This window comes from Adlercreutzia faecimuris, from assembly GCF_022669055.1.
GTDB classification, from domain to species: domain Bacteria; phylum Actinomycetota; class Coriobacteriia; order Coriobacteriales; family Eggerthellaceae; genus Enterorhabdus; species Enterorhabdus faecimuris.
Map to the genome: position 1 here is coordinate 228,479 of NZ_JAJMLW010000001.1, position 25,660 is coordinate 254,138.

The 25,660-nt window shown below is 68.0% G+C and carries 7 protein-coding genes (1 of these 7 only partly in view); all 7 read right to left on the reverse strand.

What is annotated here, in order from left to right:
• Positions 1 to 18,056, reverse strand: partial view of an InlB B-repeat-containing protein gene (locus tag LPT13_RS00725; protein WP_242164231.1) — the start only. It extends 18,652 nt beyond the left edge of the window; only the first 18,056 of its 36,708 coding nucleotides appear in the window; its start codon is at positions 18,054 to 18,056; the stop codon falls past the left edge of the window.
• Between the two features lie 816 nt (positions 18,057 to 18,872).
• Positions 18,873 to 20,024 (reverse strand): peptidylprolyl isomerase, encoded by a 1,152-nt coding sequence (locus LPT13_RS00730; protein WP_242162534.1) that lies wholly within the window; start codon positions 20,022 to 20,024, stop codon positions 18,873 to 18,875.
• Between the two features lie 242 nt (positions 20,025 to 20,266).
• Positions 20,267 to 21,388 carry a M14 family metallopeptidase gene (locus LPT13_RS00735; protein ID WP_242162537.1) on the reverse strand — a complete coding sequence of 374 codons (1,122 nt, stop codon included), beginning with the start codon at positions 21,386 to 21,388 and terminating at the stop codon, positions 20,267 to 20,269.
• A gap of 52 nt (positions 21,389 to 21,440) precedes the next feature.
• Entirely contained in the window at positions 21,441 to 22,535 is a 1,095-nt protein-coding gene (locus tag LPT13_RS00740; RefSeq protein WP_242162539.1) for a M14 family metallopeptidase, read from the reverse strand.
• A 9-nt stretch (positions 22,536 to 22,544) separates the two neighbouring features.
• Entirely contained in the window at positions 22,545 to 23,483 is a 939-nt protein-coding gene (locus LPT13_RS00745; protein ID WP_242162541.1) for a transglutaminase family protein, read from the reverse strand.
• Positions 23,484 to 23,510: 27 nt separating this feature from the next.
• A complete protein-coding gene (locus tag LPT13_RS00750; RefSeq protein WP_242162543.1) occupies positions 23,511 to 24,194 on the reverse strand; it encodes an alpha-E domain-containing protein in 684 nt (227 codons plus the stop codon).
• Positions 24,176 to 25,489: a circularly permuted type 2 ATP-grasp protein gene (locus tag LPT13_RS00755; protein ID WP_242162545.1), complete on the reverse strand. Its 1,314-nt coding sequence runs from the start codon at positions 25,487 to 25,489 to the stop codon at positions 24,176 to 24,178. Before LPT13_RS00755 ends, LPT13_RS00750 begins: the two co-directional genes overlap by 19 nt.
• Positions 25,490 to 25,660 lie beyond the last annotated feature (171 nt).

Below are 25,660 nucleotides of genomic sequence, written 5' to 3' on the forward strand. Positions count from 1 at the left end.
AACCCGTCCTGGCCATATAGGGTGTTGGGCTGGCTGTTGTAGTTGTAGTTGTAGTTGTAGTCGGCGTTCTGGTTGGTGGCCTCGCCGGGGATGAAGGTGAGCGAGCCGTCCCACATCTCCCAGCGGTCGGTGTTCTTGGGCTTGTCCGCCGTGAAGGCCGACTCGTGCAGCAGCGAGTCCATGTCCATGAGCACGCTGCCGTTGTTCACGTAGCTGGCTCCCACGCCGGGGCGCGACGCGCCGAAGCTGCCGCCGGACAGCGGGTTGACGTAGACGCGGCCGGTGCAGTAGTTCATATAGCCGGTGTTGCCGTTGGAATGCCAGTACTCGCCGATGCGCGGGAAGTAGGCGGGCTCCTTGCCCGTGGTGGTGGAGGCGTAGGTGCGGGCGTTGTCGCCGTAGACCTGGGGCAGACCGTCGATGGCCGCGGTCACGTCGAACCACAGCTCGATGGTGTCGCCCACCTCGACGCACACGTTGCCGGGCTCCACCAGGTCGACCGGCGATATCTCGGCGCGGTTGTCCGGCACCACCGAGCCGGGCTCGGACGCGTTGGGGTCGGGCACCCACTCGATGCGGAACAGGGCGAACCGGGTGTTCTCGGTGGCGCCCGCGGTCGTGGGATTCAGGTCGTTGAACGGCTTGCCACCCATGTCGCGCGTGCTGTAGCCCACGGCGGAGTTGTTGTAGTTCATCATGCCGCCGTAGTCGCGGGCCGTCTCGGGCGCATCCTCCTCGGCCACGCGGGTGATCTGCATCTTCATGCCGTTCAGGCGCTTGGCCTTCACGTCAGACCCGTAGATGTCGTACCAGCGGATGTTGGTCTGCAGGCGGCTGGCCAGGTAGTCGGCGTCGATCTCCTTGCCGTCGGCCGTCTTCAGGTAGTCGAGCGGTATGCGCTCGTAGAAGACGGGGTTGTACAGCTCGCCTTCCACGTCCATGTAGGAGTTGGTGTTGCGCGGCACGTTCCACAGGGTGTCCTTGTACCAGAACTTCTCCCCGGGGATGTAGCCGGTCTTCTGGGCGGCGTTCCAGCTCTTGGCGCCCGTGCCCTTGGCCTGGGCCTCGGTCTGGAACACCTGGTTCTGGAACCGGATGACGGGCGTGCGGCGGTACACCGTGAAGTCGGTGGCCTTGCCGCTGTCCTGCTTGGTCTGGAGCACGCTCTTGGCCACGCCCTCCTCCGTCTTCTGGAAGTGGTCGATGGCAGGGTCGGTCAGGATGAGGCCGCCGGCCTGGCCGGGAGCGGTCTCGCGGTAGAAGTCCAGCTGGGTCTTCTCGGCATGGCGATGGGTGTAGCCCAGGTCGACGGGGATCTTCTGACCCATCCACCACTCGTAGAGCTCGCCGGAGCCGTTGCGGTGGTCCTGATAGCGGGCGACGCCCACCAGGGCCACGTCGTCCAGGTGATACGGCGTCATGCCGTCGTTGGACATGGTGGCGGGCAGGTCGTAGTAGGTCCAGCGCACCTGGGTGACGTAGCGGAACTTGTTGGAGTTCTTGTAGTAGCCCTCATCGGCCACGGTGGGCACGCGGTCGGGCTGCTTGGCCAGGGCGTCCAGCTCGTCGATGGTGATCCACTTGCCACTGTAGGTGCCGTCGGCGTTCTTGATGGCGCGGGTGTCCCAATACTCGATGAGGATGGGATCGCGGTCGCCCAGGGTCTCGGGCTGGCTGACGGACTCCTTGCTCAGGTCCTCCTTCACGGCCTTCTTCTGGAACTTGGCGATGAAGAGGGTGTCGATGCACAGCCCCGTGTCGTCCTTCTGGATCCAGGACTGGGCCTCCCACGCGGTGAGCGTGAGGCCGGCGCCGTCGATCTTCTTGTCCACCTGCTGCGCCTGGATGACGCCGTTGGCATCGGGCACGTACTCGGTGGTGCGCACGAACCAGCCGACGAACTCGAAGCCGGCGTTGGGCGTGGCCGTGGAGCCGGTGACGTCGACGGTGCTGGTGGCGTCCAGCGGGCCGTTGACCGTGGTGTCCACGGTGCCGTCGACGGCGGTATAGGTGACGGTGTAGGGGTTGAGGTCCTCGTCGGGGTCGCTGGCGCCCTTCTCGGCGAACTTGCACACCAGGGTCAGGTCGGCGTACAGGCCGTTGGCGTCCTTGCCCTTCTCCAGCTGGGCGACCACCAGGTCCTTGGTGAGGGACGCGCGGGCACCGGGGATGGGCTCGTCGTGCGGAACGCGGACGGTCTCGTAGACCTGGTTGCCGTTCTCGTCCTTCTTGTCCTGCATCTTGGGCTCGGTGACCGGGTCGCCGTTCTCGTCCTTGACGGGGTTGCCCTCGTTGTCGAGCACGGGCACCATGACCGGCTGCAGGACGGGGTTGCCGTCCTCGTCGACGACCAGGTGGGTCTCCGGCTTGGTGATGGGGTTGCCGAAGTCGTCGTACATCTGGTAGCCGTCCTCGTCGAGCACGGGCACCTGCACGGTCTCGTACTTCTCCTCCATCACCGGCTCCTGCGCCTTCTGCTGCTCCTCGACGTAGGTGCGCACGAACCAGCCGGCGAACTTGTAGCCGGTGCCGGGCAGGGCCACCGATCCGGTGACGCCGTCGGTGCTGAGCACCTGCAGGTTGGCGTTGGCGGCCGTCTCCACGTCGCCGTTCTCATCGGCCAGGTAGGTGACGGTGTAGGTGCGCGAGCCCTCGGGCTGGAACTTGGCGATGAGCACGGTGTCCTCGTAGAGGCCGTCGGCGTCCTTGGCCAGGACGGCGCGCACCTCGTCGGCGGTGAGCGTCGTGTTCTCGCTGATCTTGGTGTCGGTGTAGGTAGGCGCGTCGCCGTCGGCCCGGGCGGCGCGGGCGGCGCGGGCGGCGGCCGGCTCGTCGAAGACGCGCAGGAACCAGCCGACGAACTCGTAGCCCGGCTTGGCCGCGGCGGTCGAGCCGGTCACCTTGGCGGTGCTCAGCTGCTGGTCGGTGTTCGCGGTCGTCGACACGCTGCCGCCCGTGGTGGGGTTGTAGGCCACCGTGTAGGTGAGCGCCGGGTTCGGCTTGAACTTGGCGGTGAAGGTGGTGTCCACGTAGACGGTCTCGCCCGGATGCTCCACGTCGTCCACCACGGTGACGATGTGGGTCTTCTCGGTGCCGTCCTCGTTGAGCTGCGGGATCTTGACGGTCTCCATGACCGGGTTGCCCTCGCCGTCGAGCACGGGCACCTGGATGATCTCCATCACCGGGTTGCCCTCGTCGTCGAGCACAGGCTCCATCACCGGGTTGCCCTCGTCGTCGAAGACGGGCTCCATCACCTGGTTGCCCTCGTCGTCGAGGACGGGATCGCCGTTATCGTCCACCTTGGGCTCGGTGGACTGGACCATCTTGGGGTTGGATACCTCCTCGGTCTTCGGGCGGGTCACCTCGTCGTAGATGACCTGCTCCTCCTGGCGGGTGATGTGCTCCACCCAGCCGATCTTGTTGAGCGACTTGGCGGCCAGCGCAGCCGAGAGCTCGGGGTCGGTGCCGATGCGCGTCTCGGTGACGGTGCCGTCGGCGGCCTTCAGGTTGACGTACCAGCCGTCGAAGGCGTAGCCGGGCTTGCCCTGGGCCTTGGCGCCGGTGACGCCGTCGGTGATGAGGGCCACGATGCCGGCGTTGGTGGCGCTGGCTCCCCACGACCCGGCGCCCTGCTCCTCGCCGTCCTCGCCCGGGGTGCCCAGGGTGCGCACCTCGCCGTTGCCGTCGGATGCGTAGGTGACGGTGTAGCGCTGGGTGGTCTTGGGGCTGAACTTGGCCACGAAGGTCACGTCCGCCTCCAGCTGGCAGCCCTGCTCCTCCTCGGTGAACAGGCCGGTGATGGTCTCGCGCGTGAGGGTCGGGTCGGTGGTGACCTCCTCCTCGGTGGTGCTGCCGTCCTCGGCGGTGGTCACCAGGAACCAGCCGTCGCACTGGTAGCCCTCGGCCGGCTGCGCGTTGGCGCCGGTGATGGCCGAGCCGTCGCGCGGCACCTTGAGATTGGCCGCGCTCTTGCCCCACTCGCCGGGCTGGACGGTGGTGGCGGAATCGCCCTCGCCCACCGTGTAGCCGGCGGTGCGCACCTGGCCCTCGCCGCTGGCGGCGTAGGCCACGGTGAACTTGCGCTGCGACTCGTCGACGAACTTGGCGACGAAGGTGGCGTCGGTGTAGAGCCCCTCGTCGTTCACGAACCGCTCGTCGAGCACCTCGATGACCTCGGCGGCGGTCAGCTGGAGGCCCTCAGTCACCAGAACGTCCACCACCTCGCCGGAATCGCCGCGGGTGCGGACGTACCAGCCGTCGAAGATGAAGCCGTCCTTCGCGGAGGCGGTCGAGCCGGTCACCCGGTCGGTGCCGAGCGCCTGCATGGCGATGTCGCCCTCGTTGGTGATGGCGCCCTGGTCCTTGTCGGAGACCTCGTAGGTGACGGAGTACTTGCGCTTGTCGTCGGGCACGAACTTGGCCACGAAGGTGGTGTCGTCGTAGATGGTGGCCGACCCAGTGCTCGGCGGGGTGGTCCCGCCGGAGCTGCCGCCGTCGCTGGAATCGCTGCCGGAATCGCCGCTGCCCGCGTCGCCGGAGCTGTCGCCGCTGTCCGCGCCGGGGCCGGGCTGGGCCGGCTTCTCGGTGTCGACGGCGGCCTTGGTGTTGAGGTTGGCCGCGATGAGCGCCGCGGTCAGCTCGGGCAGGGCGCCCTCGATCTTGGTGTCGGTGAAGGTGCCGTCATCGTTCTTGACGCGCTTGTACCAGCCCTCGAAAGCGTAGCCGGGCTTGGCCTCGGCCTTGGCGCCCTTGATGTCACCCTCGGCGTAGGCCGAGTTGGCCGGCAGCTTGCCCGCCATGGACGCGTCGGTGCCCGGGTCGACGTCGGGGTCGACCGTGCCGCCGGAGCCCGCCAGGTAGCTCACCTGGTAGGTGGGCACGGTGGAGGGCGGCACGTCCACGCTTCCGCCGCCGATGCCGCCGCCGGCCGTACCGATGGAGCTCACGACGTCGTTCAGCACGCTGTCGCGGCTGAGCAGGTTCAGGCTCGGCGGGATGTTGGTCGGGTAGCGCAGGTTGATCATCTTGCCCTGGTCGGGGCCGGCAGCCGTGATGCGCTGCACGGCGTTCGTGCCGTTGGCCAGCTTGGGCGTGTCGGTCAGCTCGAACACCTGCCGCCCGCTGCCGTACTGGTCGAGCAGGCTCACCGTCACCGTCAGGTCGGTGGTGTGGTAGGTCGGGTTCATGATGTTCTGGATGGTCAGCTGCGCCGTGTCGCCGTCCGCGCGCGGACGGGAATGCAGCAGCGTGGCCGGATCCTGGCCGGTGTAGGCCATGGTGATCGTCGGGTCGTTGTAGCGGTCGGCGCCGCCGCGCGGTCGGTCGGCCCGGTGGTTGTAGAACCGCACGTAGTTGTACACGCGCGAGCCGAACTGGCTGTGCACGCCGTCGGTGGTGTACAGGCCGCGCTGGTGCGCCGTGGTGTACCACGCGTTCGCCCCGTTGTTGATGGTGCGCAGGCCCGTATCGTTGGAGTAGCCCCACACGTCGTGGTTGTTGTCGCCGCCGCCAGGCACGATGTACTGCAGGTAGCCGTGCATGGGCGCGCTGGCCGCGTAGAAGTCGGCCCGCAGGGCCACGTCGCGGTAGGACGGCACGTCGCCGGCGTTGTTGAAGCGGCCCGTGTTGTTCTCGGACTCGTGGTAGACGTCGGTACCGCGCTCGCCCGTCAGCTGGGTGATGATGCGGATGGCCACGTACTCGCCGGGGGCCACCTGGCGGTCGGCCTGCGGGGTCATGACGTCCTCGAACATCGGCTGGCCCTGATCGTTAAGAACCGGGTTATTGTCAGCGTCGAGCAGCGGCTGCTTCTCCCACTTGTCGCGGCCCAGCTTGATCATGAGCACGCGGTTCTGGGCGTAGGACTCCACGCCGTTGAGCAGCGACAGGTCCACCTGCTGGGGCGCGTCGCGCAGCGCCGCCAGGCTCGTGTCGCCGATCTCGGCGGTGACGGGCAGGCCGGTGGTGTTGTCGGCCACCCAGGTGCCGTCGGCCTGCTTGACCTTCTGCACCTCCCAGCCGACGATGCGCTGGCCCGCCTCCACCTGGAAGCGGGCGTCCACCGACTCCAGGGGCACGTCGTACTTGCTGCCCGCGCTCGCCGCCTTGTTGCCCACGCGCACCACGTATTCCACGTAGTCGCCGGCGTACAGGCCGCCGTCGGGGATGTTGGCGCCCTTGGCCGCCGACTCGGGGCTGTAGGACACGGGCGACTCGATGTCGTTGTTCGAGTTGTCGTAGCCGAAGATGGTGGTCGTCGCCCCGTTGAGCGTCACCTGCTTGCCGCGGATACTGGACGTCTCCAGCTGCGCCAGGCGGTGCCACAGGATGTTGTCGGCGTAGGGGTCGTGGTGGAACCCGTCGTTGCCGGACTGCACGTAGGTGCGGTCGTTCACGGCGCAGTGGTTGGGGTCGCGCGTCTGGGTGCTGGCGACGGTCAGGGTCTCGCGGCAGTTGATGTCGGGGTAGGCCATGCCCTGCTTGTTGCCCGTGGGCGTGGCGAACTCGTTCCAGTTGCCCGCAGTCAGGTTGGCGTAGGTGGTCTCCTGGGCGGTCAGGAAGTCGTCGAGCGTGCGGTCGACGTACACGCCGTCGTAGGCGAAGGCGTAGTTGTACGGGTCGGACGCGCTGGTGGTCCGGTTGCCCGACAGGTACTGGCCCGAGTCGAGCATGGTCTGGGGCGTCTTGCGGTGCGCCGTCGGCGAGTAGTAGTCGATGTACAGGTCGCTGATGCGGCTGTTGATGTAGGTGCGGTTGACCGTGGTCAGGTCGGCCGCGTAGCCGGGGATGAGGTTGGTCTTCTGCACGGCGGTGTAGGTGACCGGGCGGATGCCGTCGGCGCCGTTGCTCGCGTACCACAGGTTGAACTGCTCGCGCAGGTACTTCTCCAGGTCCACCTCGTAGCAGTTGGCGTAGGTGCCGCTGGAAAGCGGCGCGGCCGACACGATGCCCATGCCCTGGAGCGTGGGCCAGTCGACGGCGATGGTCTTGCCGTTGTAGACGAAGGTGAACTTGCGCACGGCCAGCCACAGCGGGTTGCCGTCAGCGTCCTTGGCGCAGCTGGCGTCGGTGGGCACCAGCTCCTTGGGCACGTACACCTTCTGCAGGCGGAAGTCGCCCGACGTGGTGGCGCGCAGCGTCACCTGGTTGATGTGGGACACGCGGCCGTCGTTGTCGGGGTCGGGGTCGCTCGGCCAGCGGTCCTTGATGTTCCAGAAGCGCGCCTCGAAGGAGTCGTAGGCCGGCGAGGGGTTGTCGCTGGCCGCGAAGTAGGGCATCGACCCCTGCGAGCTGTTGTTGCCGCGGCGCTGGATGCTGAAGTTGTAGCCGTAGGGGATGAGGTAGCCCAGCAGGAAGGCGTTGTCGGTGTTGACGAAGTCGTCCGAGGTGTTGGACGTGTTAAGCCCGTCGGTGCCGTGCCAGTACTCCTGCTTGCCGGCGCCCAGCTCGGTGCCGTAGCGGCGGGTGAAGGTCTGCGACGTGTTGTTGGCGTCGGAGTTCACCGTGGGGGTCTGGTTCACGTAGGCGTAGGGTCGCCCGTAGACGCGCACGTCGGCGTTGCCGCGGTCCATGTTGTCCTGGGCGCCGTGCTTGCGCCCCACCTCCTGGGAATGGTCACCCGCGCCGCCGAAGTTCTGCAGCACGATGTCGTAGCTGTCGACGAACTCCTCGGCGCCCAGGGACAGCTTGTAGCAGTTGCCGCTGTCCACGGCCTGGCCGAAGTCGTCGGTCTTGCCGCCGCTCTTCTCCGGCACGTCCTCCTTGATGTTGCCGGCCTTCGGGCGGTCGAAGTAGATGTAGACGCCCCTGTTGGCGGCCACGGCCGCGTCCACGCCCAGGTCGGCCCGGCTCACCGTGACCGAGCGCGTACCGATGACGGCGCCGGCGGCGTCGTACTGCTCCAGGCGGAAGATGATCTCCTTCACGTGGGGCAGGATGTTCTCGTAGTTGGCCTTGTCCCTGCCGAGGATCTGCATGCCGGTGGACAGGAAGCCGTAGTAGTCCATCTCGGCGTCGGGCCGGCACACGGGCATGACGTCGCGCAGCACCGCCTCGTCGGTGAACGAGAGCTTGTTGCTCCACTGGTTGTACTGGGCCGATCCGTAGTGGCGCTGGAACGACACCGAGAAGTACTGGTCGCTGCCGAAGCGCACCGCGTTGGGACGCACGCCGCCGGCGATGCCGTCGCGGCCGTTCTCCAGCGAGCTCCAGTGGCCCTTGCGCGTGTAGGCGCCGGCCTCCACCACCACCGCGCGGGCGCGCGTCCACAGGTGGCGCATCTTGTAGGGGACGTGCCCGTGGTGGCCGCTCGGCACGTAGTCCTGGTACGACCAGTTCGACCGGTAGTTCTGGGTGGCGTTGCGGTCGCCCGAGTCGTAGCGCACCTGGGCCTTGTGGTAGGGGCGCGTGGCGCTGTTGCCGTTGCCCGAGGCGTCGGCCGCCTGGGTGTTGCCGATGCGCATCTTCACGTTGGTGGTGGAGTAGATCTCGCCCTTCACCTTGAAGAAGCGGCCCGTCACCTCGAAGGCGTCGTAGTTGGGGTTGTTCCACTGGTACCAGGTGCCGAAGTCCACCTGGTTGGCCACGTTCTTGTTGGCATCGGTGTACTGGTTCTGGTTGATGGACACGTTGTAGACGATCTTGGTCACGCGGTCGTTCGCCGCCGGGTCGGACGAGTTCCAGTAGCCGGAGTAGGCGTCCTTGAAGAACTTCGTCTCGTCGTTGGTGTCGAAGTCGGCCACGTGCTTGCCGCTGGCGTCCTTGGCCAGCAGGTTCAGGCGGAAGTACTTCTGGCCGTCCGTGCCCGTGCCGCGGGCGTTATGGCGATGGGCCTGGATGGCGGCCTTGTCCACCACGAAGGACGAGCCGTCGGCGTAGTAGACGGTGATGGAGTTGAGGTAGGGCACCGCGGCGTCGCGCACGCGCACGTAGTAGGCGTCGAAGGCGTCGCTCGGGATGGTCTGCTCGAAGTCGAGCACGGCCGCCGTGTTGTAGGTGCGCCCGTCGATGGTGCTCACGTGGTTGCCGGCACGGCCCTCGGAGCACCAGTAGTTGCTGCCGGCGTACTGGCCGTGGTCGCGGCACCACTGGTCGTAGTGGCACGCCTTCTCGATGCCGTTCGTTCCCCTCAGCTGGCGGAAGTCCAGCGTGTAGGATCCGAGCGCCTTGTAGCCCAGCTCCAGCTGCTGATCGATCTCGGTGCCGCCCCAACCCCAGTAGCTGTTCCAGTAGTCGTGGTCCTCGTCGAAGGCGTAGGACCACTGCTGGTAGGCGCGGTTCTCATCGCTCTCGTCGTTGTAGGCCACGCGCGTGTTGGCGTCGAAGAACATCTTCGACATGCGGATCTCGGTGCGGTCGTTGCGCTTCACCTGATAGTAGTAGTTGTCGTCCACCTGGGCGTTCTGGCGGATGTTGTTCAGGTACACCGTGGTGCGGGCGTCGATGCCGTTGATGGTCTCGCCCAGGTTGCGGTCGCTGAAGCCCTCGAAGTAGATGCGCTGCACGTTCGCGCCGCCGGAGGCCTGGTAGGTGCGGCGCTCCATCTCGCGCCAGTCGAGCAACTTGACGAAGGTGAGCTCGTCGATGCCCAGGTCGATGATCTGCTTCTCGGTCAGCACGAAGCTGCCGTCGGCCTCCAGCGGGAAGGTGGTCGAGCCGCTCTTGAAGCCCAGCAGGTCGCCGGTGGTGGCGTCCACCTGGGCCTCGAGCGTGGCCTTGAGCGACGCCGCGCCCTCGGACGAGCGCGCGCCCGTCAGCTGGATCTTGCCCGGCGTCCCCCACTGCTCGAGGTACTGGGCCGTGATGGTCATCTTGGTGGTGTGGAAGCCGGTCCACGCCGTGGTGGGCGCCACCGTCGGATTGGAGCCCGGCGGCGTGACGATGCCGCTCTCGCGGTACAGGCCCAGGTACAGGTCGACGTCGGCGCCGTCGATGGTGTTGTAGGCGTGGCTGTTCTCGAACTGCGCCCACAGCAGCAGGTCGCGGTCGTAGGGAGCCGATATGCGGGTGATGTTGCCGTCGCTCGTGGCGCTGCTGCTGTAGGCGCCCTCGCCCATGTCCACGTACCGGCCGTGGGTGGTCACGTCGAGCGCCGGGCGGCCCGTCAGCAGGCTCGGATCCTGGCGCGTGGCCCGCGCGACGTAGTTGCCGCCGGGGAACCCGGTGCCCGTCTGCGCCGCACCCATGACGCCGTCCATGTGGACGGTGGTGTTGTAGTTGGAGTACCAGGTGGTCTGGCCCTTGAAGTCCACCTCCATCAGCTTGTTGAAGTAGGACGGGTCGAGCACGTCGTAGCTGACGGTCACCTTGCGCAGGTACTTGGTCGCGTGCGCGGTGAACTCGGCGCCGGCCGTCTGGGTGGCGTCGGTGTGCACGGGAATCTTGTAGCTGCCGTTGGGCTGCTTGTACTTCTGCAGGTCGGCCAGGGTCAGCTTGACGTCCGGGGTGGCGGGCGCCGCGCCGGTGACGGAGTCGGCGAAGAAGAAGTTGACGGTCTTCAGCGTCGACTCGCCCTGGCGCGAGGCGCCGGCGGCGTTGGGCAGCTCATCCCAGTAGTGGCCCGACTCCCCCACCGCCGCGTTCAGCGTGACCTCCTTGGTGAGGAACCCGTACACCTCACCCGGGTTCGCCACGGACAGCTTGTTGGACACCGACGTCAGGTCGAAGGTGAGGGCGTTGTAGTCCGACCTCGACAGCGTGTTGTTCTTCACGCGGAAGTGGTAGCCCGAGCCGTCGGCGTTGTGGACGACCTCCACCGGGTCGCCCGTGGCGGCGTTCATGAGCGGGGAGGTGTGGCCCGGCGCCGTGTAGGCGTCACGGTAGGCCCAGGCGTCCGACCACCAGTCGAACCAGCCGATGTAGCTGCGCCAGCTGGTGGACCGGCCGATAGTGTGGTTACCGTTCGCGTCGTTGTAGCGCCGGTCCAGCGGGCCAAACGAGCAGGCGCCCGTGGTGTAGCGGTACTGGTACATGGGGTCGGGCGGCACGTAGTGGCGGGAGCTGCCCGATCCGGTCCAGTAGCCGTTGGCGTTGTTCATGGCCGCGCCGTGGGTCTCCATCATGCCGTAGATGGTGGCGGTCATGGTGTTGGCGCCCACGACCCACTCGTTGAGGGTCTTGTAGCGCAGCTGCACCGTCTTCACGCCGACGTTGACCACGTCGCCGGTGGTCGGGTCCTTCACCTTGAAGGGCAGCGTGAGGGTGCCGCCGCTGATGAAGGGCACCAGGTCTGCCATGGTCAGGCTCATCACCTTGGCGTTCGTGTAGTCGTACACGTCGATGCCGTGGAGCGTGCCCGAGGTGTGCACCCACTCGCCCTTGGCGTTCTGGCTAAAGCCGGCGATGACCAGCTCGCGCCCGACGAAGCCGCGGAACTCGCCGCGGTTCTTGTCCGTGTCGGCGGATATCTCGTTGATGTTCAGGTTGAGGTACACCTCGTCGCCGGAGCACTCGGTGTTGTTGGTCAGCTGGTACTGGAACCACGCCTTCTCGCGGGCGGGGTTCTCGCCCCAACGGTAGGGCACCACGTTGCTGCGCACGTCCTTGCCGTTGCGGTCGACGTTGTTGTACACGCCGGAGTCGTGGCCGGCGCCGTCCAGCGACCACCCCGCGCTCATGGCGAGCTGCGGGTTGATGGTGTTGGCCGTCAGGCTGGCCGTGTAGGTGGCCGACTTGTCCTTGGTGTCGTTGTCGGACTGGTTGCCCAGATGCACCGTGCGGAACGTGCCCGACAGGGGCCGCGTGCCCATCTGGCTGGGCGCGCCGTAGACGATGACGGCCGTGTCGTCGGGGCTGCCCGTGCTCGTGGCGGTCACGTTGGGGCTGTAGCGGTCGAAGTACACCTCCACGCGGGCGAAGTACTCGTTGTTCCACACCGAGGCGGGCAGCACGATGCTGCCCACGGCGTCGGCGCCGTACTGGGTGGCCTCGGCGCTGCCGGCCGCCACCAGGTAGTTCTGCAGGTTGTCGGGCGCGCCAGCGCTGGCATCCCAGGGGATCTCTATATAGCTGTCGGCCAAGGCCGCGTCGGAGTAGTACAGGCGCACCTTGTCGATGGTGCCCTTGGCCAGCAGGCCGCGGGTCAGCGTGACCGAGGACGTCTCGAAGCCGCGCTTGTCGCCGTCTATGACCTGGTAGGTCATGTTAGACGTGCTGAAGACGCCCGGGTCGACGTAGGAGTCGCTGGTGTTGCGCAGGCGGAAGTACCAGCCCGACCGCTTGGAGTTGAGCGGGGCCGACTGGGTGCCGCCGTTGCCGCTGAACTTGGAGCTCTTCTTCACGTCGAAGGCGTAGGCGTCCACCACCGGGCTGGCGTTGTAGGGCGCCAGGATGGAGGTGCACGGGTAGCCGTCGATCCACTTCCCGTTGACGTCCTTGCCGATGCTGCTGACGTTCATGGTGTCGTCGACCTGCTCGACGCCGTCGTCGTCCAGGTAGGTGTACCAGCTGCGCAGCTCGCCCTGCACCCGCAGCTGATTGGCCAGCCACGTGGTCATGCCGTGGATCTGCACGCGCGGGCCAGTGCCATAGCCGGTGGGCGCGGCGGACACGTTGGCCTGCATCTCGTCGAAGCGCACCTCGATGCGGCTGAAGTAGTTCTTCCCCCAGTCGGCCGGGGTCAGCCGCACGCTGCCGTCCGCCGCCTTGAGCGGGGTGATCTGGTCGACGCCGTCGCCCTTCTTCCAGGTGTAGGTGACCTCGTTGTTGTCGGGATCGAGCGCCGTGACGATGATCTCGTTGATGGTGTTGTTGGTGCAGTCGAAGGTCTCCTTCGACAGGTACACCCAGTCGGTCTCGAAGCCGCGGCGGGCGCCGTCGTGCATCTCGTAGGGCATGGCCGAGGTGAGGAACCGGCCGGGCTCCAGCACGGTGGGGCTGTAGTTGCCCCAGTGGAACGCGAAGCCCGAGCGGTTGCGCAGCAGCGCCGAGGCGCGCTCGGCGTTCCAGCCGCTCCAGCCGATGCTGTCCTCCCACGCGTTGGCGTAGACGCGCGGCTGGGCCGGGTTGACGTTGAGCGTGCCGCTGCCCTGGGACTGCACGGTCGCCCCGCCCAGCGAGTAGGAGGTGGAGAAGGTGCCGGTCACCTTGTACTGGCCGGTGTAGCTGGTGGTGCCGCGCAGGATGACGGCGGGAGACCCGGCCGCGCCGGGGCTCGAGGCGTTGGCCACATCGCTGTTGAAGGTGTCGAAGGTTATCTCCAGGCGCAGGAAGTAGTAGTTGTTCCAGCCGGTGCCGCTCCAGGCGCTCTTGGGGATGGCCACGCTGCCGTCGGATCGCAGGTAGTGGGAGATGATGTCCTGGCGGCTGAACCAGGTGGACTGGGTGTCGGCGCCGGAGGTTCCGAAGGTGTGGTTGGGGCTCTTGTACCACACGCGCACGCCAGATATGTTGGACTTGGACCACAGGGCGGCGTTGAGCTCGATGGAGCTCGTGTCGAAGCCGCGGTACTCGTAGATGCCGTTGCGGCCGGAGTACGCGCCGGTGAAGCGCTTGTCGCCGATGCGCATGTCGGTGGTGACGAACTTGCCCGGCTCGATCATCGACGTGGAGGCGTTGCCCAGGTGGAACACGTAGCCCGAGCGCGACTCGTTGAGCGGCGCGTTCTCGGTGCCGTCCCACGCGCTGTAGTTGGGCGTGGCGGCGCCGGTGGGCAGGTCGAAGGCCGCGCCGCCCACCCAGGGCCGCACGCCGCTCTCGGGCAGCAGGCTCGCCTGGGACGTGGCGCCGTAGTACTTGGCCGTGTCGTACTTCTGGGTGGGCACGACCCACTGCTTGCGGCCGAACTCGGCGTCGATGGTGTTGGTGTAGCGGCCGTCGGCGCCGTTGCTGACGGGTGATCGCATGATGCCGTTGATGGTGATATCCACGGGCAGGGAGGTGCCCTTGGGCAGCTCCTGCGCCATGAGGAAGCGCATCTTGCCGGTGAAGGCCATGGACGTGGCGGTGCCGGTCACCGTCGAGTTGCGCGGCTTGGCGGCGATGCCCCTGGCCTCCAGCAGCGCGGCGATGCCGTCGTTGGTGGTCGTGCCGCCCACGCGGTAGATGTCGTAGGCCGGGTTCTCCGGGTCGGGCCCCACGTACTGGGGGCTGCCCGTCAGGGTCACCCACTGGCGCGGCGCGGCCGATCCCGGGCGGTCGGCGCCGGTGCGCACCTCGAACTGCACGGCGTTCGCCGGATCCGGCGTCGCGCCGGATCCCGTGTACACGTAGTCGGACAGGTCGTAGGGGACGGGGTTGCCGGCCACCTGGTGCTCGCGCTTCATGCGGAACTCGATGCTCAGCATCTCGTAGTTGCTGGGCATGGTGTCGTTGATGACCGGGCCGTAGGGCAGCGTCAGGTCATTGGCCGACACGGGCATGTTGCCGGTGGTGGTGATGCCGCTGATGCGGTAGCGGGTGGAGTACCCCAGGCGGTCGCGCGCGTCGCCCGTCCAGTTGCGGCCGAGGCGGTTCCACGCCGTCTTGGTGTACTCGAACCCGTTCTTGGCCTCCTTGAACGAGTCGGAGTTGTAGAGGGTCTTGGTCCAGGAGTAGTCGTCCGATCCGCGGCCGCCGAAGTAGACGGTGGTCGTGGTGTCCAGCGACACGTTGGGATACACCTTGACGCCGTTCATGGTGAAGGGCGTGAAGTTGTTGGTGTAGGGCAGCGCCAGCAGGATGACGACGCGGTCGTCGTCGGTCTGGGGGATGAGCGTTCCGCCCTCTCCCTCGCCGATGCGGAACGTCACGCGCGAGGGCTGGCCGCCGGTCATGTACTCCAGCTGTCGCACCAGGGGCTTGCCGCTGGTCGCGTCGGTCAGGTCGAGGAAGTCCTGGATGTTGGAGAACTTGTCCAGGTCCAGGCCGCCGTTGTCCACGCTGTTCCAGATGACGTCGTCCACCTGGGTCACGTCGTAGATGAGGACGCCGCCCTCTCCCGGCTTGCCGATGAGGGCGGAGTTGCCGTTGGGCCCCACGGCGCTCGGGTTGCTGCTGACGCCGGGGGCGACCTTCGAACCATCCTCGGCCCAGAAGGCCATGACGTCCTCCTGGCGCATTCCACCGCCGCCGTTCTGGTCGCCGGGGAACAGGAAGGAGTGCCCCAGGTAGTCGATGAGGGTGTCCTTCTCCTTCGAGGTGTTCACCGTCTCGACGCGATAGACCATGTAGTTGAACCGATCCCACATGGCCGGGCTCCACATGTTGGTGACGGTGGTGCGCCACTGCAGGTTGGTCTTGATGAAGGTCATCGTGCGGTTGTGGATGTCGCCGGCCTCCATCTTGCCGGGGTCGCGATGGAAGTTGCCGGTGTGCTTGGTGACCATGTCGTTGAATAGCGTCGCATCGCCGCCCACCATGATGGTGGCGCCGGTGTTCTCGGGGATGGTGCCGATGAACTGCACCTGGAACTCAGGGCGCTTGAAGTTGGGATCCATCTCGCCACGGGCGTTGAGGCCCTTGTACGAGAACGTGAACGAGCCCACCAGGCCGTCCTTGTAGTAGGCGTTGTAGCTGGTGGCCGTGATGGAGCGGTTGCGGTCGTCCTTGACGTCCCACTGGGTGAAGAAGCTCGTGTCGGGGACGAGCCGCAGGCTCATGGCGTTGTTGACGTTGTAGGCGTAGTACTTCTTGATGGCGGCCTGGTACTCCTCGTAGGTGTAGGCCGGCCACACAGCGTTCTTGTCGTCGAAGTACAGGTAGGGGATGTTGACGGTGAACTTGGTCTTGTTCTGCTGGTCGCCCAGGTAGCCCAGGCTGAAGGCGAAGTCGGCCGTCAGGTTGATGCGGGTGATCTCGGACGTGCCCTTGATGAGCCAGGTGTTCACGGTGCCCGGCAGCGCCTCGTTCTCGGTGAGGAGCGTGGCGTACGGGTCCATGATGTTGTTCCAGTCGATGGCCGCGGCGCGCGGGGCGGCGGCGCGCAGCGGGGCGCGCATGATGGTGAAACTGCCGCCCACGCCCAGCAGGTTCTCAGGCGTGCCGGCCATCGGGATGGACGGGCCGTCGGGCAGGTCGATGGCCGGGCCGCTCGGCGGGATGACGCCGTTCTCGTCCGGCTCGGCCGGGGCGGCGGGCTCGTCGTCGGCGTCGGGCTCGTCGGCGTCCGGGTCGTCGGCGCCGGGCTCGTCGTCGGGGACGGCGGGGGCCTCGGGCGCGTCGACGCGCTTGAAGGTGGCGGCCAGGTCGGCCACCTCGGTCAGGTAGACGGGCTCGCCGTTGTCCACCGATCCGGCCTGCATCCCGAAGGTGGCCGTGACGGGCGCGTAGTCGGGCGTGGCGTCGGCCGGCGCGCCCTCGGGCAGCGGCGCGTCGGTGAGGGCGGCCTCGTCGAAGGGCGCGGCCACCAGCAGCTTGCGCTGGGCGCCGGGCTCGACGCGGCCGGCGGAGCGGTCGCGCAGCACGCGGACGGTGCCGTCGGTGGAAAGCTCGTAGGCTATGGGCTCCAGGCCGAGCGCCTCGATGGTGGCCGGGTCGGCCGCGTCGATGGAGGCGATCTGGGCGTCGGTCAGGTCGGTCACGTCCAGCACGACGGCGCCGCCCTGGCCGGGCACGCCGATGTAGGTGTTGTCGGCCAGCGTCTCGGCCGCGACGTCGACCTCCCCGCCGGCCGCGGCCGCCAGGGCGAGCTGGTCGATGCGGCCGTCCTCGGCCTCCTCGTCGTCCTTCGCCACGCGGAAGCGGGCGAGCGAGCTGGTGGGGATGCCGTTCTTGCCCTGCCAGTCGGCGCGCCACTGGGCCGACAGCCCGACGGTGCTGGCGGCCACCACGTCGCGCGGCACCGCGAAGGTGGCCAGCGCGTGCCACCAGCCCGCGCCCGCGCCGCCGGCCTGCGGCATCTCGGGCGTGCCGAGGGTGGCGACGGTGAGCTCGGCCTTGGCCTTGGAGTCGGCGTTGGTCAGCGTGACGGCGCCCGATGCCTTGCGCAGGGCCTTCCCGACGGTGACGGTGGGCTGCGCCTCGGGCGCGGCGGGATCCTTCTCCGCGGCGGCCGCCTGCTCCTCGGTGAGGGGCGCGGTATAGCTGTGCAGCTCGAAGCCGTAGGACACGGTGACCGACTCGTCCTCGGGCACGGCCCCGGCGAAGCCCAGCTCGAAGGAGGGGCTGGCCGCGGCGGCGTCGGCGGCGGAGAGCTGGCCCGGGCGCTCGGCGTCGGTGCCCTCCCAGCGCAGGATCAGGCGGCCGGACGCGCCGGCGCGCACGTCGGCGTCGGCCAGCTGGACGTAGCGGCCGTCATGCTCCTGCCACACCGACCAGCCAGCCGGCACGGCGTCGGCGAACAGGGCGACGCGCGGGGCGCGGGCCACGTCGTCGGGGTTGCCGGCGCGGGACGCGGCCGCGGTGGCGACGGCGTCGTAGCCGGACGCGGCGGCGCCGGCCTTGTTGGCCTCGGCCCACAGGGCGGTGCGCAGGCGCCACTCCTCCTGCGACAGCGTGGCGACCAGCCCGTCGTCGGACACGCGGGCCAGGTAGGGCAGGTCGATCATCGCCACCAGGGCGTCGCCCTCGGCCGATCCGGCGACGTAGCCGCCCTCCAGCAGCTCGCCCAGGTTGCCCAGGTCGAGACGGGCCTTAGCCCGGCCGGACTTCACAGAGAACGAAGAGCCTCCCATGAGCGGTTTCCCCCACACGTCGATGAAGGGGTTGATCCGGGATGCCACCGCGGCGGCGTCCTTGGCGTCGTCGGTGAGGTGGGGAAGCACGGCGTCAGCGTCCGTCAGGTTGGCGGGCATGAGCGCGGCCAGGGCGTCGGCGGAAAGCGGCTCGTCGGCCACCTGCTGCAGCAGCGCCGCCTTCGCGGCGGCGGGATCCTGGGGCTCGTCGGCGTTCGCGTCGGCGGCGTCGGGGTCGGTCGCGTCGCCGGCGGGGGCGTCGGAGTCGGCGTCCGCGGCATCGCCCTCGGCGGCGTCGACGGCATCTGCGTCGGCCGGCGCGTCGGCGGCCAGGTCGCCCAGGTCCTCCTTCGCGTCCTTCACGCCCTCGGCCTCGGTGGCCGCGGTGGCGTCGTCGCCGCTCACGTCGAACATCAGCGGGCGCAGGCCGGTCACGTCGAACAGCGTGACCGCCAGGAGCACTGCCATCACCGTGGAGACGGCCTTCACCCAAGGACGGGTGCGGAACGAGCGAATTACCTGGTCAGCAGCGTTTTCCGAACCCTCGCTAGTAACGCGCGCGCGTGCGGCCGCGCGTGCGCGAGCGCGCTCGGCCCGCGCCAGGGCGCGACGGGACGCACGGGACTCCGTGGATCGCGCTGCTACGTACGCCTCGTATGCCTCCTCGCGGGTAGCCTCGTCGCGAGGAGGGGTTCCCGAGGCAGAATGTAACTGCTCGTTTACATGCGCGCGTATACGCGCCGACTCATGGTCGGAGTGGTTACGGGGGTCGTTTTGTCCGTTCATAGCACTCGCCTTACTTCGCCCAGAAGAGCGTGTCTTTGCGGCAGAAAAGCCGCTTGACCTTGCTATTCAGTTGTTTTCAGGAAGACTTTGCCGAGCCTTCCCCTTCTCAGGAGCGGAGCCGTCTTGCCCAGGGCTCCGGTAACGCACGAACGGGAGGCAAGATGCCATGCCTCCAATTTCCGATTGTAAACTTCCCGTTACTTGAATGCAATGAAAACGACTCCTGCCGTCCGTAAAAGTTTCACCTCACCAACTCCCTTTTCGCCACGTCCGCAAGAGCCCACTTCTCCCACCCGAAAGCGCTCCTCCCTCCCCCGCTCGAAAGCGCGAATCCCCCTAGAGCGCACTCCGAAATGTTTCACGTGAAACATTCGTTCCGCCCCTCCAGCCGCTCCTCCCTCCCCCCCCAGACGCAAAAAAATCGCGCCCCCTTCGGGGCGCGATTTTCCTTGCATGGCCGACTATCTATCAGCCATCTATTGATTTCGCACGCAGCGACTAGTTGGTGCTCGCCTGGCCGGTGCCGTCGGTCGGGGCCTCGGTGGCGGCGGCGTCGGCTGCGCCCGGATCCTCGGTCACCTCGGGCGTCGCGGCCTCGTACTGCGACAGATCCACCGCGTAGGGCAGCTTCTCCGGCATGGGGTTGATGTCCAGCTCGGCGGCGTCGCGGTACTCGCTGTACCAGGAGTAGAACGAGGTGCTGCCCGTGCTGGCCGCCATGTTGGTGCGCACGGTCTCGACGATCTCCTCGGGCACCTGGCCCAGGTCGTTGATGCCGCCCTCGGGCACGTTGTACACGTCGGTGCACTTGATGATGTGGATGCCGTAGTCGCTCTCGACCAGGTCGCTCACCTGATCCTTCTCCAGACCGGTCAGCGCGCTCTGGTAGCCGGTCACGAAGGAGGAGGTGACATCCCAGCCCACGTCGCCGCCGTCCGCGGCGCTGCCGCTGTCGGCGGAGTACTGCTTGGCGGCCTCGGCGAAGTCGAGCTCGCCGGACTTGATGCGGGCGAGCACCTGCTCGGCGGTCTCGCGATCCTCGGCGTTGAAGAGGATGTGGCTCGAGCGCTTGGCGCCGTCGAGCAGCGCCGTGCTGTCCTGCAGGTAGGCCAGCAGCTCGTCATCGGACGCGCCGTTGCCCTCCTCGGAGGCGAGGGCGTCCTGGAGCTTCTGCTGCAGGAGGTTGGTGCGGATGACCTCCTCGATGTAGTCTTCCTCGGTCATGCCGCTCTGCTCGAGGGCCTCCTTCCACTTCTCCTCGTCCTCGAACATGGCCTTGGCCTGCTCGAGCTGCTCGTCGATCTCGCTCTGCTCGATCTTGATGCCCTTCTCCTCGCCGGCCTGCTTCAGCAGCAGCTTGTCGGCGTAGAAGTTGATGACCTCCTCGCGGACGGACTCGGGCGTGTAGCCGTTCGACACCATCCACTGGGCCCAGGCGTCGTCGTCGGTGAGCTGGGCGGTCTCGCGGAAGTCGGCGATGTAGTCGGTGACGGGCTTCTCGCCGATGGGCTTGCCGTTGAGCGTGGCGGCGGTGCCCTGCGAGGTGTCGGAGATGCCGTCGCCGCCGCCGGAGCAGCCGGCCATGGTGGCGACGAGGGCCGCGCTGACGGCGAAGACGCCGAGGCGCTTGAGGTGCGATAGTTTAAGCATCGTTTCTGTAACCTTCCTGTTACGTCCTGAAAGCTGCCCCATTTTAGTCACTGCAACCTGAAAAAAGGCTGAAAGAACCCCGAAACCGCCGCCCGCCCCCCAACTCTCCACACCATCCACGAAACCCCACCAACCCGATGATCTTCCTAGTCATTGAAAAGCGGGGATAAAGAGGCGCGGGACGGGCGTGAGAGGATGCGGCGTGGGACGCGGGGCGTCGGGCGGCGCGCAGGCGACGGGCGTTAGGCGGGCATCACCTTGAAGGCGATGGTCTCGCCGTTGATGAGGGCGGCCTCGTGGCGGAAGAAGACCGTGCCGGCGACGGGGGCGCGCAGGGTCTCGATCACCTCGCAGTCCTCGGTGCTGAGGATGCGCGCCAGGGCATCACCCTCCTCCACGCGCTGGCCGATGGCGGCGACGCGCTTGAAGAACCCCGCGCGCGAGGTGCGCACGTTCACCAGCGCGTCCTCGCGACAGAACGCCGTCTCGTAGGGCCCCCGCGGCGATACCTCCCACCCCGTGCGCATGCCGGTGCGCAACGGCGCGGGCGCGGCGCCTTCCCCGTTTCCCGCTGTTTCACGTGAAACATCTTGGGCGCCGGCGGGCGCGACGGGCGCCTCGGGCACGGCGGGAGCTTCGCACGGCGCGGGCGCGTCTGCTGGCGGCGCGGGCGCGAGCTCGGGGCGGATGGCGCCGATGCCCTCGAGGAAGCGCATGATGCAGTCGACCACGAAGTCGGCCGGGCCGGCGCTGATGCGGTCGACCACCGAGCTGAACAGCGAGAACGCGCGCACGCCCCACACCTGCCAGTTGTAGTTGAGCGTGGTGGTGTCGAAGGGCGCCGGCTGCTTGAGCAGCGCGTAGGGGAACCCGAACAGGTCGGCCAAACGGCGCGTCTCGGCCAGGTCGACGACGCCGGTGTCGGTGATGCGCACGTGGGGCTCGAACTCGCCGGGCAGGTAGTAGCTGGCCAGCTGGATGCCGTAGGTGGCGTCCTTGATGACGTCGAACAGCCCCGCTGCGATGCGTTGGGTGGTCTCGCCGGCGTCGTAGCCGGGGAACATGCGGTTGATGTCGGTGTTGTCCATCGGCCAGAAGCGGTGCGCGATGTTCATCGAGAACGAGTTGACCACGGGGATGACCAGGATCCCCACGTCCGCGAGCGCGCCGGCGTCCTCCAGCGCGCGCAGGCGCTTCACCACGTTGGCGCAGATGAAGGCCTGCTGCATCTCGTTGCCGCGCAGAGCGCCGACGATGGCGACGCTCGCGCGGGCGTCGGCGGCAGCCGGCCCGAAGGCGAAGCCCTCGACGACCAGCGTCTCGCGGTAGGGGGTTTCCAGGCGGAAGAGCTCGATGGTACGCATGGGAGGGTTCCTAGCTTCTCGTCAGGGGATCAGGGGCGAACGCGGGGCACAGTCATTCCGAGAGCACCCGGGCGAGGAGCGAGCCGGGGTAGACCACCGGGTACTCGCGCAGGGTGAACAGAAGGCCGCTGGCGGGGCAGGTGACGCGCTCGCGCACCTCGCCGGTCAGCGGGTCGACGATCACGCCGATGAGCTCGCCCTTCCCCACGCGCCGCCCGTGGGCGGCCTTGGGGAGGAACACGCCCGCCGCGCCGGCGTTCAGGAAGCTGACCGCCTGGTCGGCGCTGATGAGGGGCGCGCCGTGCTCCTCGAAGGGGCCGCTCCAGATGCCCAGGTGCGCGGCCAGGCACAACATCCCCTCAGTCAGGCGCATCACCTCGCTCGGCGTGATCCTCATGCCCACGCCGGTCTCGACCACCAGCGTGCGCGTCCCCAGCGCATTGAGCGCGTAGGCGAGCGTCGACTGGAGCACCGTCGCCGAGGCGTGAACCCACACGAAGTCGATGTTGAGCAGGGGCGCCAGGGGCAGCAGCTCGTCGGCTGACAGCTCGTTGATGCGGATCTGCGGCATCTCGCGCAGGAAGATGTTGCTGGCGTGGATGTCGACGCACGCGGCGGCGCCGGCGATGTCGGCCACCACGGCCGCGGCCAGGGCCTCGGTCAGCGGGCCGTCTGCGTCGCCGGGGAAGATGCGGTTGAGGTCGAGGTCGTAGCCGGGGACTCCGCGCTCGATGGCGTTGATCCCCAGCGGGTTGATGGCAGGGTAGATGTCGACGATGCCGTGCACCTGGTCGCGATGCTCGTTCAGGCGGCGGGCCAGCTCGAAGGCGACGTACTGGCCCTCCAGCTCGTCACCGTGGATGCCCGTGACCACCGCCAGCCGCGGGGCCGCGTCCAGCAGCGCCCGCTGCGCGTCGTTGAGCGCGGGCGCGGCGTGGGCGCCCGAGCCCGCGTCAGGCGCGAGGCGCTCCTCCTCCCGTGCGAATGTTTCACGTGAAACATTCCCGCGCGGCCCGGGCGCGGCGGGCGCGTCGTCGTCCGCGGCGGCGTCCAGCGCGGCGGCCAGGTCGGCGCCGATGATGCGGTTCTTCTGCACGAGCAGGTGCTCGCGCACGGGAAGCTCGGCGGAGAAGACGGTCTCGATCATGAGGCGCCCCTAGCCCAGCGCGCGCACGAGCCCGAGAGCCGGGGCGTCATCGGACTCGTTGTCGGTGAGCGACGCTGACACCGCCTGGGTCTGCGCCGCGCTGCCGCGGAACACGCCGCGCTCGATGGGGCAGTCGCCGAAGTCGCGGCCGGTGGCGAACAGCAGGTAGCGGTCGTCCACGGCGCGGTCGTGCGTCGGGTCGGCGCCGCGCCAGCGCACGCCGTCGTGCACCTCCACCCACGCGTGGGTGGCGCCCTCGCCCACCATCAGCCCCGTCACGTAGCGCGCGGGAATGCCCGCGCAGCGGCACAGCGCGATCAGCACGTGCGCGTAGTCCTGGCACACGCCGCGACCCAGCGCCAGCGCGGCGGCGGCCGTCGTCGCGGTGCTCGTCGCGCCCGGCTCGTAGGCGAACTGCGCGTGCACGGCCGCCATCAGCGCCACCGCGTCCTCCCACGCCCCGCGCGCCGAGTCGCCGGCGTCAGTCGGCGCGCCCGCGACATCCGCCGCGCCGCTCGCGTTCCCCATCCCGCCTGTTTCACGTGAAACACCGGCGGCTGGCGCCGCCCCGCGCTTCCCTTCCCCGCGCTCTCCCAGCACCTCGCGGGCCAGGGCGCGCAGGGCGTCGTCGGGCACCGTCAGCGCCGAAGGCTGAAGGAACACCGGGTGCGCCGGCGTGGGGCCCGCCAGCTCGTTGGACACCATGGCCTGCCCCGTCGCGTAGAAGTCGAAGCTTTTGTGGCGCTGCGGGCAGTAACCCGACACGATGCGGTTGCCGAACCCGTCCACCTGCTCGCTCAGCGTCAGGCGCGGGAACGTGAACAGCTGCGACTCCATCACCTTCTGGGTGTTCGTCGACTTGGGCAGACAGCGCAGCACGAAGCTGTGGTCGGCCACCGGCTCGCTGAACCGCAGCGCCGTCTCGAAGACGTAGGTGAGAATCCTCATGCGAAAACCTTCCGAAAAGCCATCGGCCTAGAATACCCGAGCGATCAGCTCCAGCATGACGCCGAGTTCCTCATAGGTGGTTTTCTCCGGGAAGCGCGGGCTGAACACCGCGTCGATGAGCTCCTTGAACGCCGCGCGGTCGTAGGGCAGCCCGGTGCGGTCGATGCGGCTGGCCAGCTTCTGCGTCTCGCGACGCAGGTCGCCCAGCTGGTAGCTCAGGCGGGTGTACAGGTCCATGCGCTCGATGGAAAAGCCGCACTTGATGATGTTGCGCGCAGCGTCGTTGACCACGTAGTCGTCGCAGCTTCCCTTGAACGCCAGGATGCAGTCGATGACCGTCTGCAGGTCGAGCAGCGGCGCGTCGGAGTGCTCGGCGCGCTCGATGTCGTTGAGCGCCATCTGCACGTAGGCCACCGACTCCGACCCGATCACGTCGCGCAGCACCACGGCGTTGTCGTAGGCCGCCGACATGGAGTAGTAGATGGAAGCCGTCAGCTCGCGGCTGAACAGGCACTCGCGGAAGAAGGCGATGGGATCGTCGTTCTCCTGGTCGAAGCCGAGCTCCTCGAGCTGGCCCTTCCAGTTGCCCTCCACCGAGTCCAGCGCGGCGTCGTAGGTGGCCAGGATGAACTGGAGCGTCGTGTAGCTGCGCTCGACGTAGCGGCCCAGCCACAGCAGCCGCCCGACGCGCTCTAGCGAGAGAGAACCCATGTGTCCTTGAACCCCCCTCCTTGGGACGAGTTGACGACACACGATCCGGCCTCGCGCGCGTAGCGGGTCAGCCCGCTCGGCCAGACGGTGGTCTTGCGGCCCGACAGCACGAAGGCGCGCAGGTCGGCCTTGCGCGGCACCATCTCACCGCCGATCCACGTGTCGAGGCACTTGAAGTCGACCACCTCCTGGGCGATGAAGCGCCGCGGCTCGGCGCGCACCTTGTCCAGCAGCTCGGCCAACGCCTCGGGAGCCAGCTCGCTGCCGAACACGACGCCGTAGCCGCCCGCCTCGGCCACGTCCTTGATGACGAGCCGCTCGGCGTTGGCCAGCACGTATTCCAAGTCCTCGGGGTAGTAGGGAAGGTAGGTCGGCGCGTTCTTGAGGATGGGCTCCTCGCCCAGGTAGTAGCGGATCATCTGCGGGACGAAGTAGTAGATGCCCTTGTCGTCGGCCGCGCCGTTGCCCGGGGCGTTCAGGATGGCGACGTTGCCCGCGCGATAGGCGGCCATCAGGTTGGGCACGCCGATCAGGCTCTCGGGCAGGAAGCACAGCGGGTCGAGGAACTCGTCGGACAGCCGGCGGTACACCGCGCCCACCCGCGTGTTGCGCGTGGCGTCGCGGTAGTAGAGCACCTCGTCCTCGACGAACAGCTCGCCGGCCTCGGCCAGCACCGCGCCGATCTGCTCGGCCAGGTAGGCGTGCTCGAAGTACGCCGAGTTGTAGCGGCCCGGCGTCAGCACCACGTTGATGCCGCCGCAGTTCACGTAGTCGACCACCTCGCGCAGCCGCGCGCCGTAGTCGCGGTTGTCCACCAGCGGCGCGTTGCGGAAGGTGTCCGCGTCGCAGCGGCGGCAGAGCCCCCGCGCCACCAGCGGATACGACGCGCCGGAGGGGATGCGCAGGTTGTCCTCGAGCACGTACCACTCGCCGTCCTCGCCCTCCACCAGGTCGATGCCGGAGATGTGCGAGTAGATGCCCTTGGGCGGCATGATGTGCTCGCACTGCGGCAGGTAGCCCGACGACGCGTAGGCGAAGTGCTCGGGGATGACGCCGTCGCGGATGATGCGCGCGTCGGAGTGCAGGTCGCGCAGGTAGGCGTTGAGGGCGTCGACGCGCTGGACGAGCCCGCGCTCGAGCTGCGCCCACTGCTCGGCCCCGATGACGCGCGGAACCGCGTCGAAGGGGAACAGCCGCTCGTCGAAGCGGCCGTCCTTGTAGATGCCGAACTTCACGCCGTAGCGTGCGAGCTGCTGGTTGATCTTGTCGGTCTGCCCGACGAGCTTCGAGTACATGGCGTCCTTTCCTAGGAGGCGGGCAAGCGGTGACGCAGATGGAGCAGGCGCGCGGGCGCGGGACGCGGGATGCGCGCTGCGTCCGCGCTCGGCCCAGCGGCGGAACAGGGCGGCGCGAGAGCGCAGCGCAACGTTGCCATTGTATGCCTTCTGAAGGCGCTGTGGAGACGA